This is a genomic window from Promicromonospora sukumoe 327MFSha3.1, from assembly GCF_000385135.1.
GTDB classification, from domain to species: domain Bacteria; phylum Actinomycetota; class Actinomycetes; order Actinomycetales; family Cellulomonadaceae; genus Promicromonospora; species Promicromonospora sukumoe_B.
In genome coordinates, this window is sequence record NZ_ARQM01000014.1 from 14,429 (window position 1) to 28,486 (window position 14,058).

Consider the following 14,058-nt stretch of genomic DNA (forward strand, 5'->3'; position numbering starts at 1 on the left):
CCACGACATCACAGTGCACGGGGACATCCTGCCGTCGGGCACCCCGGCGCTTCCCTTTCGAGCTGCTTGTGAAAGTTGTAACATGACCGCCATGGCGCCGGGATCGCGCGACGACGCAGACAACGACCCCCTCCGCCGAGCCGCGCAGTACCGCGTGGGCCGGGAGGCCGAGGCGGAGCGCGCGGAACGCGCCGGCTCCCCCGACGAGGCGGATCCGGTCGAGGACGCCGCCGACGAGGGCAAGCGGCCCGGCGCGATGAGCGTCGAGGAGCGCTCGCGCTACGTCGACACGGTGATCGACCAGGCCATGCGGCGCGGCGAGTTCGACAACCTGCCCCTGCACGGCAAGCCGATCCCGGGCATCGGCGGCAAGCACGACCCCGACTGGTGGGTCAAGGGCCTGATCGAGCGCGAGAACATCACCGGCGTCCTGCCGTCGGCCCAGCTCCGGAAGGACGACGCCGAGCTCGACGCCCGGCTCGACCTCGAGGCGATGGAGGAGCGCGTCCGGGAGATCGTCACGGAGTTCAACGCCCGTGTCGTCGACGCCCGGCGCCAGCTCCAGGGTGGACCGCCCGTCGTCACGCCCACCCGCGACATCGACGAGCAGGTGCGCAGGTGGCGGGAGCGCCGGGCAGCGCGAAGGGCCGCCGCCTCTGCCCCGGCGCCGCGACGCGAACCGGGAACCTCGGCCGGCAGGCCCTGGTGGAAGTTCTGGTGACCTGGAAGTTCTGGTGACCGCGGTCAGAACCCGTACGCCGTCACGATGACCACGGCCGTCATCAGCCAGTAGGGCACCGAGCCGAGCGCGAACCCCAGGCCAGCGGCGATCGCCATGCGGCCCCGGTGTGCCCCGAACCGGCTGGACACGGCCCCGATGGCCATCGTGATGCAGCCGATGATCGTCACTCCTTCGGCGGCGCCCTGGGATATGAGCATCCCGAGGATGAGCGCGACCAGCCCGACGACGGCCTCGTTGCGGGCGAGGAACGGCCCGCCTCGGCGAGCCCGCGGGTGAGTCTCCTGGTGCGTTGTCATGGCGCATCGCCCCTCGTGCCCGACGTCGGAGTGGGCACCTCTTTTCCAGCATCGCACCATGACCCTGTCTTCGCCAGGGCCCGCCGGGCTCAGGCGACAGGCCCCTCCGCGGCCTCCTGCGTGAGCACGTAACCGCGGAACCATCGGCCCGTCTCGCGCCAGACCTGCTCCCGCGCGGGCGCCGCCGAGAGGGTCGCGTCGTGGAGCCCGCCGGCGATGCGCACGAGGGTGGTGAGGGAGCCGAGATCGGGCACGCGGCGGGCGATCCCGACCACGTCGAGCACCGAGTCGGTGACCTTCATGTCCTCGGTCCAGCGCGTGGGGATGCTGCTGCGGGCGCTGAGCAGCACCAGCACCGGCACGTCGATGCCGAGACCGCGGGCGACCTGGTCCTGCCCGCGGAAGATCGCGGCGAGCCAGGCGGGCGTGGCGCGCCATCCGGCGTCGGGCCGCCAGGCGACGTCGTAGTCCCACTCGCCGTCGAAGCGGGACGAGATGGAGCGCGCGTAGAGGCCGCGGTCGAGGTTGACGAGCTGGCTGCGCGGCACGAGCACGGACTGCACCCGGATGCCGGGCTCCATGAGCTTGCGCCCCGCCTCGCGCGTCTGGAACTCCAGCCACGGGCCGTTCAGCACCAGCCCTGCGACCCGCTCCTGGTTGCGCGCCGTCCACAGGCTGAGGATGAGTCCGCCCGTCGAGTGCCCCATGAGCACGAGCCGGCGGTCGGACCCGGCCTCGCGCCCGTGGCCCATGACCTCGAGCGCGGCCTCGATCTCCTCGTCGTAGGTGGTGAGGTTGCGGACGTAGCCCGGTGTCTGGCCCTCGCGCAGGCTGCGCCCGTACCGCCGCAGGTCGAGCGCGTGGAACCGCACGCCGAGCGACTCCCAGAAGTCGGCGAGGTGCGTCTGGAAGAAGTAGTCGAGCCAGCCGTGCACGTAGAGCACGTCGACGCCGGCGTCCGGCGGGCCTGCGGGCTCGCCGTCGGTGGGCCGGTGGGCCGCACCCGGCAGGCGCAGCCGCCGGCCGAGCTCCGACAGCTCCTCCCAGAGGCGCGCCAGCTGCGGGTTCTCCGCCCCGTTCCGGCGGATCCCGCCGGGCTTGTCGGCGGCGCCGTCCTCGGCCGGGTCGGTGCGGGCCCGGCGCACGAGCGTCGCCACCACCTCGGGCTCCTCCTCGTCGGGCTCCAGCGGCAGCGTCAGGCGCTCGAAGCCCGGCAGCACGTCGGGCTCCCAGGCCGGCTCCTGCGCCGGCTCGTCGTCCAGACCGGGGGAGAGGCTCGTCATCTGACCGACGGTAACCGGAGGTGGGCCCACTCCGCCGGGTAGTCGTCGAGCCAGACCTCGAGCGAGCGGGCCCGGCGCCCGGCCAGGTGTCCGACGTCGGGGCTCACCTGCGCGAGCACACCCGCCTCGATCGCCTGGCACTGCGTGATCCAGTCCTCCACCTCGGTGGCTGTCGACCGGTAGAACTGGGCACGCGCCTGCTCGACCGTCTGCGGCACGTACCGGATGGTGCGGCCGACGGCGGCGGACAGCGTGGCCGCGATGTCGTCGAACGTCAGGGCCTCGGGGCCGGTCAGGAAGTAGATCCGGCCCGCGTGCCGGCGGGGGTCCTCGTCGAGCAGGACGGCGGTGGCGACGTCGGCCACGTCGTCGTGGGACACGGTGGCGACCGCGCCCTGCCCGGCCGGCGCGCGGAGCAGCGCCCGCTGCCCGGCGCCGGACGACTCGTCGCGCACCGCCAGGGTCGGCGTGCGGTGGAACATGCTGGTGCGCAGCATGGTCCACGCCAGGTCGGTGCCCCGCAGGTACTCCTCGGTGAGCCAGTCGTCCCGCGCGCCGGACGCGATCGCGTCCGGCGCCGCCCCGATCGACGAGACGTAGACGACGTGCCGCACCCCGGCGAGCACGGCGGCGTCGATCGCCGCACGATGCCGGGCGAGCCGGCCGGGCCGCTCCCGGCCCGGCACGAGAAAGACGGCGTCGGCCTCGGCGAACGCGCTGCTCATGGCCCTGGCATCGGCCTCGGCCGGGATCGCGGCGACCTCGGACTCGGGCAGCGGCGCGCCGTCGGGCAGGCGCGGGGCCGAGCCCCTGCCGGAGATCAGCAGGCGCTGCCGGCCGCCTGCCGCGGCGACACGGAAGGCGAGCCTGGAACCCAGGCGGCCGTCGGCCCCGGTGAGCACGACCAGCCGGTCCGGCGAGGCGGGCGTCATTCCCACACCGTAGACGGCGGATCGCCGACGGGCCGGGTGGGGCAGGATGAAATTTGCCTCAGGCGTCCGAGGAGACGCCGAGCTCCGTCCGGACGAACTCGACGACGCCGTCCGCCGCCGCCTCGATCTCCGCGAGGCACTCCTCGAAGTCCTCCGGCCCGCCGTACCAGGGGTCGGCGATGTCCAGCCGGTGCTCCGGGAGGCCGTCGGCGGCGGGGTCGAACGACCGGTACATCCGGATGTTCGGCTCGGCCTGCGCGCGGCCGGCGAGGTTCCGCAGCGCCTGCGCGTGGCGGGTCGTCATGGCGAGCACCAGGTCCCGCGAGCCGACGTCGTCCCGCGTCACCTGACGTGCCCGGTGGCCGTCGCCCGTGGTGTAGCCGTGCTCGGCGAGGACGGCGCGGGCGCGGCGGTCCACCGGGTTGCCGTGCTCCTCGTCGCTCACGCCGGTCGAGTCGACGACCACGGAGTCGCCCAGGCCCGCGGCCTCGAAACGGTCCCGCAGCACGATCTCGGCCATGGGGGAGCGGCAGATGTTCCCGGTGCAGACGGTCATCACGCGGTATGCAGTCACGCGCTCATTCTCCCCGGTGGCAGGGGAAAGCCCGCGGGGCGACGAATGTCAGCCGTGCTGGACGAGGGCACGGCACCCGCGGGCTCCGGTGGTCGCGAGGAAATCGCCACCAGTGTCCCGTGCGCCTGAACGATCGGAAAGGCCCCGTGCTGAGCCCTCCGACCGCCGTCGGCGCGAAACGCCTACAGCGTCACGCGACTAGCGCGCGACCACCTCATGGGTCCGATGTGAAATCACTTCTCGGATCACCTCCCTTCTCATGTGCGAACGAACCTACGCCGCCTCTTTGCGTATGCACAGGTTTTTTCCTCGCGGCGAAATCCGGCGCCCGTACGGCCGAGCGACGAGTTTCGGGAGAGCGCCCCGTCTGCCCTGCATGACCATCACCACCGTGGACGCGTGCACGACGTCGGCCGACGGCACGCGGATCGCGTTCGACCTCACCGGGCCGGGCCGCGGCCTGGCACCGGCGGTCGTGGTGGTCGACGGCGTGCTCGCGCACCGGACGCCCGTCACGCTCGCGGTGGCGTCCCTGCTGGGCGACCGGGTGACGACGCTCCGGTACGACCGGCGCGGCCGGGGCGGCAGCGGCGACACACGGCCGTACGGCGTGGACCGCGAGGTGGACGACATCGCCGCGTTGTTGCAGGTCACGGGTCCAGCAGCGCTGCTGGGCATCTCGACGGGCGCGTTCCTCGCGCTGCGCGCGGCGGCCGACCTGGGCTCCTGCGTCACCGCCGTCCTGTGCTACGAGCCGGGGTACGACGTCGCCGGCGGCGAGCCGCCCACCGACCCGCGGATGATCGCGGGGGTGGAGGCTTGCGTCGAGGCGGGCGACCCGGGCAGCGCCGTCGAGCTGTTCCTCGACCTGGTGGGCATGCCGTGCCGGCTGGTGCCGCGCATGCGGGCGTCGCCTTCGTGGGCGGACCTGGAGTCGATCGCGCCGACCATCGCGTACGACGGCCGGGTGCTCGCCGAGATCGCCCTGGGCCGGCGGGCCCTGATGGGGCGCTGGCACTGCATCGAGCAGCCGGTGGTCGTGGCCCACGGAGCCGCGAGCGCCGCCGGGACCGCGACGGCTGCGCGGTCCCTGGCGGCGGTGCTTCCGGCGGCGCGTCGGGTGACGCTGCCCGGTCACGGGGCGGACGTGCCGCCGGAAGCGATGGCGGAGGCCGTGGCCGGCCTCCTCGGGATCAGTCCGTGACCGTGGCCCGGAAGCCGGTCTGCGGGGCGACACCCGCCGGGCCGGCGAGGCCGAGCCCGGTCGCCGAAATGCCCAGGCTGGTCCGGGCGGCGGAGTTTATGTTGAAGTCACTGCCCCGCCGGTAGGTGACGTACTGGGTGTAGGTCTGCCCGTCCGAGCGGTCGGTGATGCGCCACCGGCCGCCGTCGCGCACCGACTGCGGGGCGTTGGAGTAGACCCCGAACCAGCCGCAGCCGTCCGCGTCGAGCGGGACGCCCCAGTAGAGGTGGTCGCCCTGCTCCATGCCGGCATCGCCGTAGACCCGACCGTTGTTGCCGACGAACCGGACGCTGAGGTCGTTGCTCACGTAGTAGCCGGGCGCCGCGCAGATGCGGACCTTGGCAGCGAGGTAGCCCTGGTAGTCGTCCACGGACTGGCTGAAGGCCGCGTTGTAGTTCCACAGGCTGAACCACTGCTCCACCGGGAACGGGCGCGACAGCGAGGACTGGATCCACACGTAGGTGCCCGCGCTGGTGTCCCGGCCCGCCATGTTGGTCACGACCACGCGGATCCGGTTGAGCTCGTAGGACGTCGACGCGGTGAACTTGAGCGTCGAGCTGGTCTTGCCGGACATGTTGGTCCACTTCGGGTTCGCCGGCGTCCAGCGCTGCCACTGGTAACGCAGGCTGCCGCCGGACGCGGAGACCTTGAGGGTGACCGTCCGGCCGGCGACCGTCTCGACGGAACGCGTCGGGTTCTTCGTCACGCGGGGCACGCTGATGCCGACGGGCCACTTCACGACGGAGGTGCTGGCGCTGGTGCGGGCGGCCGTGACGTAGGCGTGCTTGCGGCCCGTGACCTGGACCGAGATCCGCTTGCCGTACTGCGCGCTGGTGAGCTTGAAGGTGCGGCTGGTCGCGCCCGAGATCGTCTTGCCGTTGGCGAGCCAGCGGTAGCTGACCGACGTCGGGGACGGCGACCAGGTGCCGCGGTAGGCCGTCAGCGTCGAGCCCACGCGGGCCGTGCCCTTGATCGCCGGGGCGGCCGTTCGCGCGAACGGCTTCGCCACGAGGGACGACGCCGAGGTGGCGCTCCGGGTCGTGTACCCGTCCCGGTACGCCGTCGCGGTGACGGTGAGCCGGTCCCCGTGCAGCCGCGAGGGGATCGTGAGGATGCGGCTGTTCGCGCCGTAGATCGACTTCCCGTTCGCCTTCCAGCGGTAGGTCACCTTGCTGGGCTTGGGGGAGAAGTTGCCGGTGCTGGCGCTGACCTTGGCGCCGACCTTGACGGTGCCGATGATCTTGACCGTCGTGGCGCTGAAGGACGCCTTCGCGACGGTCGTGGTGGCGCTGGACACCGTGCGCGAGCCGAAGCCGGCCTTGGTGCCCGTCACGTCGAGCCGCAGGCTCTTGCCCGCCTGGGTGGTCAGGGGCGTGAAGGTGGTAGCGGTGCCGGCGGTCGCACCACCCACCACCCAGCGATAGGCGAACGTGGTGCCCTCGGGCCAGCCGGCCGCCCGGGCGAGCAGCCTGGATCCAACCTGGACCGTGCCGGCGACGGCGGCGGTGCCCGCGGCCAGGTCGCCCTCCACCACGGGTCCGACGGCTGCGGCCGCGACGGGGTCACCCGTGAGGCCGGCGGCCGTACCGGTGACGGTGCCGATCACGTACTTGCCGAGGTGCTCGGGCAGCAGCGTGAGGGACTCCGTGGCGGCGTCGGCGACGGGGACGTCGGCGGCGTCGAGCACCGCGTCGTCGCTCAGGAGCCAGGCGTAGCCGAGACTCTCGGGCTGGGGCGTCCAGGTGCCGCCGGTCTGGTCGATGGTGAGCACGGAGCCGACGGCGGCGTTGCCGTCGACCGCCAGGGTGCCCTCGAAGACCGGGCCGTCGGCCTCGGCCGCGGACGCGGGGGCCGCGGCGAAGGGCGTCGCGACCAGGGCCAGGGTGGCGAGCGACGCGGTGCCGCGCCAGCGGCGGGCCGCGCTTCTGACAGGTACAGCGGACGCGGGAGAGGCGTCGCCAAGGACTGCAGGATTCATGGGGGTCCTTCGTGATCCGTGACGGGACGGGCGCCAGGACCGACGTCGGTCCCGGGCGCCGCGAACCTAACGCGCGCCAGGCCCCACCAGAAGCGCATTTGCTGTGAATTAGCGGGAATTCGAATTACTTCACCCCGTACTTCACCCGCTGCGCCGCCCCCACCGCCCCGAGGCCGGCGGAGCGTGCCGGGGACGTGGCCCCGGCACGCCGGGCTCAGAAGGGCCGGCGCGCCGTGACCAGGATGCGCGGCGCCTCGTCCACGAGCTCGTTGCCCGTCGCGAAGTGCATGTGCAGCCCGCGCAGCGCCGCCTCGTGCCGGGCGACGGCGGCCGGCGTCAGGTCGGCGAGGTCGGGCACCTGCCACGCCGCGACCCGGAGGTACCAGAGCACGGACGACAGGTCCTTGAAGGTGCGCGTGCCGGGGTACTCCTTGGCCTCGACGATCTCGAGCCCGGAGGCGACGAGCCCGTCGGAGATCACGTCGACGGTCACGCCGTCCGGGTCCCAGCCGAGCGGAACCCGGAGCGCCTGGTTGAGCGCGATGCCGTCGCGCGTGTCCACCTGCTCGGTGATGAACGTGCCACCAGGCTCGACCACCCGGCCCACCTCGTTCGGGTCGATGGTGCCGAACCGGCTGAGCACCACGCTGAACTGGCCGTCGAAGAAGGGCAGCAGCACGTCACCGGTCCAGGACGGCTCCACCCGGCGCACGTCCACGCCGAGCGGCTCCAGCCGGCGTCGGGCCGTGAGGAACGCCGGGCCGACCTCCGTGGCGGCGGACGCCGTCGGCAGCGGGCCCAGGCCGGCGAAGAAGTTGCCGTCACCGGTGCCGATGTCGAGCACGGCACCCCGCGAGGCCCGCACGATCTCCTGCGCCAGGGCGGGGTAGTCCCACTCCGGCGTGTCGGTCGTGAGACGGTCGTCGACGGGGGTGGCGTCGAGACCACCGGTGAACAGCGCCGCGGGTGTCGCGGGGGTAGCCGGGGCGTTGCGGGCCCATTCGATGTGGTCCTCGAAGGGCGCGTCCGGCGCCGGGGCTGGGGCGATCGAGACGTCAAGCATGTGGGAGATTGTGACGCAAACGGGGAGTAAGGGCTAACACTGGTGCAAACACGACCGGAGGAGTCGTCGTGATGGCAGAACCAATACCCGGGACAACGCTGTCACCAGCAAATACACAATTTCCACTGCGAGTGGTCGGCTTGATGTCCGGCACATCCCATGACGGGGTCGACGCCGCCGCGTGCGATCTGCGGCTCGCCGACGACACGCTGGTGCTGACTCCTCTCGGACACCTCTCCGCGCCCTGGCCGAAGGCGCTGCGGTCCGAGCTCGTGGCCGCCCTGCCGCCGGCCGCCACCTCGGCGGAGGCGTTCTGCCGCCTCGACACCGGTATCGGACAGGCCTTCGCCGGCGTCGCGGCGCGCGCCGTCGACGAGCTCTGCGGCGGCCGCGCCGATCTGGTCGTCTCGCACGGTCAGACGCTCTTCCACTGGGCGCCGACGGGTGGTGATGTGCGCGGCACCCTGCAGATCGGCGAACCCGCGTGGATCGCCGAGGCGACCGGCCTGCCCGTCGTCTCGGGCCTGCGCACGCGCGACGTCGCCGCGGGCGGGCAGGGCGCCCCGCTGGTCGGCCTGTTCGACGCGCTCTGGCTCGGCGGGCGACCCGGGGCGGTCGCCCTCAACCTGGGCGGGATCGCGAACGTGACGGTGCTGCCGGGGGCCGACGGCGCCCCGGTCGCCTTCGACACCGGACCCGCCTGCGCCCTGCTCGACGCCGCCACCCGGCACGTCACCGGCGGACGCCTCGCCTTCGACGCCGACGGCGCGCTCGCCGCCCGCGGCCGCGTACTCCCGGAACTCCTGGCGCGGCTGCTCGACGAGCCCTTCTACACGCGGCCCGCACCGAAGACGACGGGCAAGGAGCTGTTCCACCTGTCCTATCTGCTGGACCGGGTCGGCCCCACGCCGCCGACGGCGGAGGACCTGCTCGCCACGCTCGTGGCGCTCACCGCCCGCACGGTGGCGGACGCCGTCCGCGACACCGCGACCGAGGTGGTCGCCTCGGGCGGCGGCACGCGCAACCCGGTGCTGATGGCGGCGCTGCGTGCGGAGCTGCCCGGCGTCGTCGTCCGGACGTCGGACGAGCTGGGGGTGCCGAGCCAGGCCAAGGAGGCGCTGGCGTTCGCGGTGCTGGGCTGGCACACCTGGTTCGGGCTGCCCGGGGTGGTGCCGGGGGCGACCGGGGCGCGGCATCCCAGCGTGCTGGGGTCGGTGACGCCGGGGGTGGACGGCCGGTATCCGCCGGGACGGAGCGCGGGTGTGGAGCGGCCGGGACGGCTGGAGATCTCACGGGTGGTCTGAGGCGACGGAACGTCACCGGGTGAAGATCGGCGCGACGCGGTTATTTCGGGGCAAACGCGGCTGCACGGCGGATACAGTCACGCGACTTGTCGTTCCGCGCACGAACCGTGCGCCATGTTCCTGGAGCGCTCGATGCCGACCTCAGACCTTCGGCGATTCCTTCCCTCGGCCCGGCGGGCCTGTGCGTCGCTCGTGGCGTCCGTGCTCGTGCTCGGACTCACCATGACGACAGCCGGTGCCACGCCCGTCCAGGCCACGCCCCCGGGCCGCATGGGCACGGTAGTCCAGGCGGCCAACGAAACGCTGGACCGCACCTTCGTGCAGGAGGGCATGCCGAGCGCACGGGGCGGGCAGTTGGTCAGCTGGGGCGACCAAAGTGGCGGCAGCACGACGCAGGCTCTTCCCGACGGGGTCCACGCCACGGCAGTTTCCACCGACCACGACAGAGTGCTGGTGCTCCGGACCGATGGACGGGTCGATCTGCACCAGTACGACACTTCGCCCTATTCCTTGGAGCCCCTACCCGCTCCGTCAAATGGCACCCGCTACATGGCGGTATCGGCAGTTTCAGGGCGAATTCTCCGGTCCGACGGTGTCGTCGTGAGCTTGCAGGGCCGACCCGAGATCACTCCGCCTGACGGCCTGGCCTACACGGCGATCTCTGGTGAGCTCGCGCTGCGCTCGGACGGTGTACTCAGCAACCCGGGAAATCCGGACGGGTCGTGCGCCGACGTACGTGATCCCGGCGCGGGACCCCACTACACCGCGGTCTCGGCCCGTACCGGTCTCGAAAACTGGGCTGCTCTACGAAGCGACGGAGCACTCGTGTACTGCCAGGACGCGTTCGCGGAGTCCACAGCGGCGGTCGTTGATCCGCCTGCGGGCACACGGTTCGTCGGCGTCGACATGGGAGTGGACGAGGCGATCGGAGCCACTGCAGATGGTCGGGTCATCTCAACGAACGGCAGGCAGCTCGCCGCAGCACCGACTGGACGGTCGATCGTCTCGCTCGCTGCGATGTCCAACGGCCAGGGTGCCGCTGCCCTCGATGACGGGACGATCATCAGCTGGGGTCTCAACGGTCAGGACGCGGCGCCGCCCGTGATCCCCGCCGGACGCGACGTCTTCTCGGCCGTCAGTGGCTACTCCAGCTCCGGCCAGCACTGGGCGATCGTGGTCGGTGATCCCATCCCGGTGGAAGTCTCCGTCGACGTGTCGGTGTCCACCGACTCCTCAGGACCAATGGAACGCCCCACAAGGGTGACCGACATCGTCGCGTTGAAGGTCTCTGCCACGCTCGATGGTGGAGCGCCGGTTCCCGGCCGCGTGACCACGACGGTGATCGCGCCTGACGGGAAGACGCACACGCTCGAGCCGGAACAGACATATCGGGGCACGGCTGAGGTCGAGCTCTATCCTTGGGATCACGAGCAGGTGGGTACCTACGTGCTGAGCACGGCCTTCTCCGGATCGCCGTACACCGTGAGTCCCGTCGAGACGACGGTTGACCTCGCGGAGCCGAGTCCCGTCGTCGTGACCACCACCGGGCCAGACACGTGGTACGAGAACTCGACCAGGACGCTCTGCTTCGAACTGTCCACCACGGATGGTTCGCCCCTCTGGTTGCGGTCGACGGAACAGATCAGGATCACCGTGGACGGGCGTCCGGATCTCATCCAGTTCGGCGAGTTCCACAGGGAGTGTGTCGATCGCCTCGATCTCGACCCCGGGACCTACACGTTGCACTACGACTACGAAGGCTGGAGCGAGGTGGACTCGGTGGCCTGGAGCAAGCAGGTGGTCGTCCTTCCTCCGGTCGCGACTCGCATCGAGAGCGACCTGCCGTCGTCGTGGCACTACGGAGAGATGCCTGCCTCAGTCGAGGTCGATGTTTTCTCCGATTCATCGGTCCCGGCCGGAATCACCACCCTTGAACTCGACCGGCTGACTATCGGCTACGGTTCCCGGCTCGACGGGGGCGGTCACAGCCAGATCAGGATCACTGACGAGGACGAACTGGCTCCTGGCACCTATGCCATGGTCGTGAGGTTCCGGGCGGACGACAACTTCCGCGACGCAAGTCTGGAGCGAACGGTCACCGTCAGACCAGCGTCGTTCACGACGACCCCTCCGACCATCACCGGGACCCCACAGATCGGCTCGACGCTGACGGCCGTCCCCGGCACCTGGTCGCCGGCTCCCACGAGCACCGGCTACGTGTGGAAGGTCGACGGCGTCGCTGTCGCGGGCGCGACGTCGAGCACGTTCACCGTCCCGGCGTCGGCAGCGGGCAAGAGGATCACGGTGACGGTCACCGGAGATCGGCAGTACTACAACACGGGATCGGCCACCAGCGCCCCCACGGCCACGGTCGCGCCCACGACATTCACCGCTGCCCCGATCCCGGCGGTCAAGGGCACCGCCCAGGTCGGCAAGACATTGACGGTGACCCGCGGGACGTGGTCGCCGGCGCCGTCGTCCGTGAAGTACGTGTGGAAGGCGAACGGAACGACCATCTCGACCCAGACGTCGAGCAGCTTCGTGGTCCCGACGTCGGCGAAGGGCAAGCGTCTGACGGTCACAGTCACCGGTTCTCGGACCGGCTACACGACCAGGTCCGTGACCAGCCCCGCCACCAGGACCGTGGCCGCCGGCACGTTCAGCGCACGCCGGCCGGCGATCAAGGGCACCACGCGGGTCGGGTCCACGCTGACCGTGGTCCGTGGGACCTGGACGCCGGCGCCGTCGGCGCTGAAGTACGTCTGGAAGGCGAACGGCGTCACGATCGCGACGCGGACGAGCAGCACGTTCGTCGTCCCGGCGCGGGCCCGGGGCAAGCAGCTGACGGTCACGGTGACCGGGGCCCGGGCCGGCTACACGAGCAAGTCGGTCGCGAGCTACCGGACCGCGACGATCCGCTGACCCCCGACCAGAGCCCTCCGAGGCGGTGACATCCCCGGATGTCGCCGCCTCGGCTGCGTCCGGCCCGCCAGACCGCCCGACATTTCGGGGTAGAAGTACCCATACCGGATCACTTTTCGGTACCGATGTCGGGCATGACGAAGGCCCCGACTCGATGAGTCGGGGCCTTCGTACAACGTGCGCGAGGGGGGAGTTGAACCCCCACGCCCTTTCGGGCACACGGACCTGAACCGTGCGCGTCTGCCTATTCCGCCACTCGCGCGCTGCGAGGAAGACGTTAGCACGGCTCAGACGCAGATCCCGAATCGAATAACGGTGAAGTGGTTCACGTCCCGGCGCAGGTCTAGTAGCGTGCGGATCCGCCCACGCCTCTCCTCGCCGCGCCACCTGAGGGAAGATCGGAGAAGATCCGCAGGACATCCACAGTATTGGAGTCTGCGGGGACCTACCGGTCTATACGATCTAGGTAGTCTGCCCGGCGCAGACCCTGGAAGGAGGTGGCATGGGCGCCCTGGACCGCTTCGAGAAGAGCGTGGAGCGCATGATGAACAACGCGTTCGCCAAGGTGGGACGTGGCGAAGTGAAACCCGTCGAACTGGCGAGCAGGCTGCGGCGCGAGCTGGACGACCGTGCCGCGGTCGTCGGACGCGACCGTACCGTCGCGCCGAACGAGTTCACGATCGAGCTCGCTCCCGACGACTTCGCCCAGATCGAGGCGTGGGGCGCACAGACCCTCGCCGACGAGCTCGCGTCCAACATCACGGCGTACGCCGCGACGCAGCACTATGCGTTCGTCGGCCCCGTGAGCGTGACGTTCGACGAACAGTACGAGCTGGTACCCGGCCGTTTCACCGTGCGCTCGCGCAGCGTGCAGGGGAGCGTCGCCCCGGCGACCTCCGGCGCGCCGACCGGACGGCACCCGCTCATCGACATCGACGGGCAGCGATACCTGCTCACCGGGCCGGTGACCGTCATCGGGCGTGACGCCGAGGCGGACATCGTGGTGGACGACCCGGGTGTCTCCCGGCGGCACCTCGAGATCCGCGTGACGCCGGACGGCGTCGTCGCGACCGACATGGGCTCGACCAACGGCCTGTACGTCGAGGGCCACCAGGTACCTGCCGCGACTCTGCTCGATGGCAACACGATGACCATCGGCCGTACCCGCATCATGTTCTGGACCGGCAGCGCGTCCGGTGCGGACAACGAGGACTGGTGAAGAATCCGAGATGAGCGAGCTGACGTTCACCCTGCTCCGGCTGGGCTACCTCGTGCTGCTGTGGGTGTTCGTGCTCTCCGCCGTCGCCGTGCTCCGGCGCGACCTGGCAGGACCACGCACCTCCAACAGCCGGCGTCGCCGGCCTGAGCAGGCGGGACCTGCCCCGACGCCGGCTCCCGGTGGCGGCGCGTCCCGCGCGCCCCAGCGCGGTGGCCCGTCGCGGCTCGTCGTGGTGGCCGGCCCCCTCACCGGGACGACCATCCCGCTGACCTCGTCCGGGGTGCTGATCGGTCGCGCGCCGAGCTGCACCCTCGTGCTCGACGACGACTACTCGTCGTCGCGTCACGCGCGGATCTTCCCCCAGGGCGGCCAGTGGTTCGTGGAGGACCTCGGTTCCACGAACGGCACCTACATCGGCGAGGAGCGGGTGCAGGGCGTCATCCCCCTCGGTCCAGGTGTGGGCGTGCAGATCGGACAGTCCGTAGTCGAGCTCCAGGGATGA

General features: G+C 71.4%; 12 protein-coding genes and 1 tRNA gene. 6 read left to right on the plus strand and 7 right to left on the minus strand.

Going from position 1 to position 14,058, the window contains the following annotated elements; genetic code table 11:
* Positions 1-91 precede the first annotated feature (91 nt).
* A complete protein-coding gene (locus H291_RS0122550; RefSeq protein ID WP_020017296.1) occupies positions 92-721 on the plus strand; it encodes a J-domain-containing protein in 630 nt (209 codons plus the stop codon).
* A 23-nt stretch (positions 722-744) separates the two neighbouring features.
* On the opposite strand, the gene H291_RS0122555 is transcribed toward H291_RS0122550, so the two are convergent.
* From H291_RS0122555 to H291_RS0122570, 4 genes are all read right to left on the minus strand, one after another.
* Positions 745-1,038 (minus strand): hypothetical protein, encoded by a 294-nt coding sequence (locus H291_RS0122555; protein WP_020017297.1) that lies wholly within the window; start codon positions 1,036-1,038, stop codon positions 745-747.
* An 89-nt stretch (positions 1,039-1,127) separates the two neighbouring features.
* Positions 1,128-2,321 (minus strand): alpha/beta hydrolase, encoded by a 1,194-nt coding sequence (locus H291_RS0122560; RefSeq protein ID WP_020017298.1) that lies wholly within the window; start codon positions 2,319-2,321, stop codon positions 1,128-1,130.
* On the minus strand, positions 2,318-3,253 hold the full coding sequence (locus tag H291_RS0122565; RefSeq protein WP_020017299.1) for an NAD(P)H-binding protein: 936 nt from the start codon (positions 3,251-3,253) through the stop codon (positions 2,318-2,320). The genes H291_RS0122560 and H291_RS0122565 overlap by 4 nt, the downstream gene beginning before the upstream one ends.
* Positions 3,254-3,311: 58 nt before the next feature.
* Positions 3,312-3,809, minus strand: coding sequence for a low molecular weight protein-tyrosine-phosphatase (locus H291_RS0122570; RefSeq protein ID WP_020017300.1), 498 nt, complete (start codon positions 3,807-3,809; stop codon positions 3,312-3,314).
* A gap of 394 nt (positions 3,810-4,203) precedes the next feature.
* Between H291_RS0122570 and H291_RS0122575 the strand changes: the two genes are divergently transcribed.
* A complete protein-coding gene (locus H291_RS0122575) occupies positions 4,204-5,031 on the plus strand; it encodes an alpha/beta fold hydrolase (protein ID WP_020017301.1) in 828 nt (275 codons plus the stop codon).
* Here H291_RS0122575 and H291_RS0122580 read toward each other — a convergent pair.
* On the minus strand, positions 5,021-7,048 hold the full coding sequence (locus H291_RS0122580; protein WP_020017302.1) for a hypothetical protein: 2,028 nt from the start codon (positions 7,046-7,048) through the stop codon (positions 5,021-5,023). The two genes, H291_RS0122575 and H291_RS0122580, sit on opposite strands and share 11 nt — an antisense overlap.
* A gap of 214 nt (positions 7,049-7,262) precedes the next feature.
* The gene (locus tag H291_RS31275; RefSeq protein WP_020017303.1) at positions 7,263-8,111 is read right to left on the minus strand and encodes a class I SAM-dependent methyltransferase; all 849 of its coding nucleotides are present in this window, start codon (positions 8,109-8,111) and stop codon (positions 7,263-7,265) included.
* A 71-nt stretch (positions 8,112-8,182) separates the two neighbouring features.
* On the opposite strand from H291_RS31275, the gene H291_RS0122590 reads away from it, so the two are divergent.
* Together H291_RS0122590 and H291_RS0122595 are read left to right on the plus strand one after the other, a co-directional pair.
* Positions 8,183-9,415: an anhydro-N-acetylmuramic acid kinase gene (locus H291_RS0122590; RefSeq protein WP_269637222.1), complete on the plus strand. Its 1,233-nt coding sequence runs from the start codon at positions 8,183-8,185 to the stop codon at positions 9,413-9,415.
* A 114-nt stretch (positions 9,416-9,529) separates the two neighbouring features.
* Positions 9,530-12,337, plus strand: a complete 2,808-nt coding sequence (locus H291_RS0122595; protein WP_020017305.1) for a hypothetical protein — start codon at positions 9,530-9,532, stop codon at positions 12,335-12,337.
* Between the two features lie 178 nt (positions 12,338-12,515).
* Here H291_RS0122595 and H291_RS0122600 read toward each other — a convergent pair.
* Positions 12,516-12,599 (minus strand) — tRNA-Leu (locus tag H291_RS0122600).
* A 240-nt stretch (positions 12,600-12,839) separates the two neighbouring features.
* On the opposite strand from H291_RS0122600, the gene H291_RS0122605 reads away from it, so the two are divergent.
* On the plus strand, positions 12,840-13,556 hold the full coding sequence (locus tag H291_RS0122605) for an FhaA domain-containing protein (protein ID WP_020017306.1): 717 nt from the start codon (positions 12,840-12,842) through the stop codon (positions 13,554-13,556).
* Between the two features lie 10 nt (positions 13,557-13,566).
* Complete coding sequence (locus H291_RS0122610) at positions 13,567-14,058, plus strand: FHA domain-containing protein FhaB/FipA (RefSeq protein ID WP_020017307.1); 492 nt, start codon at positions 13,567-13,569, stop codon at positions 14,056-14,058.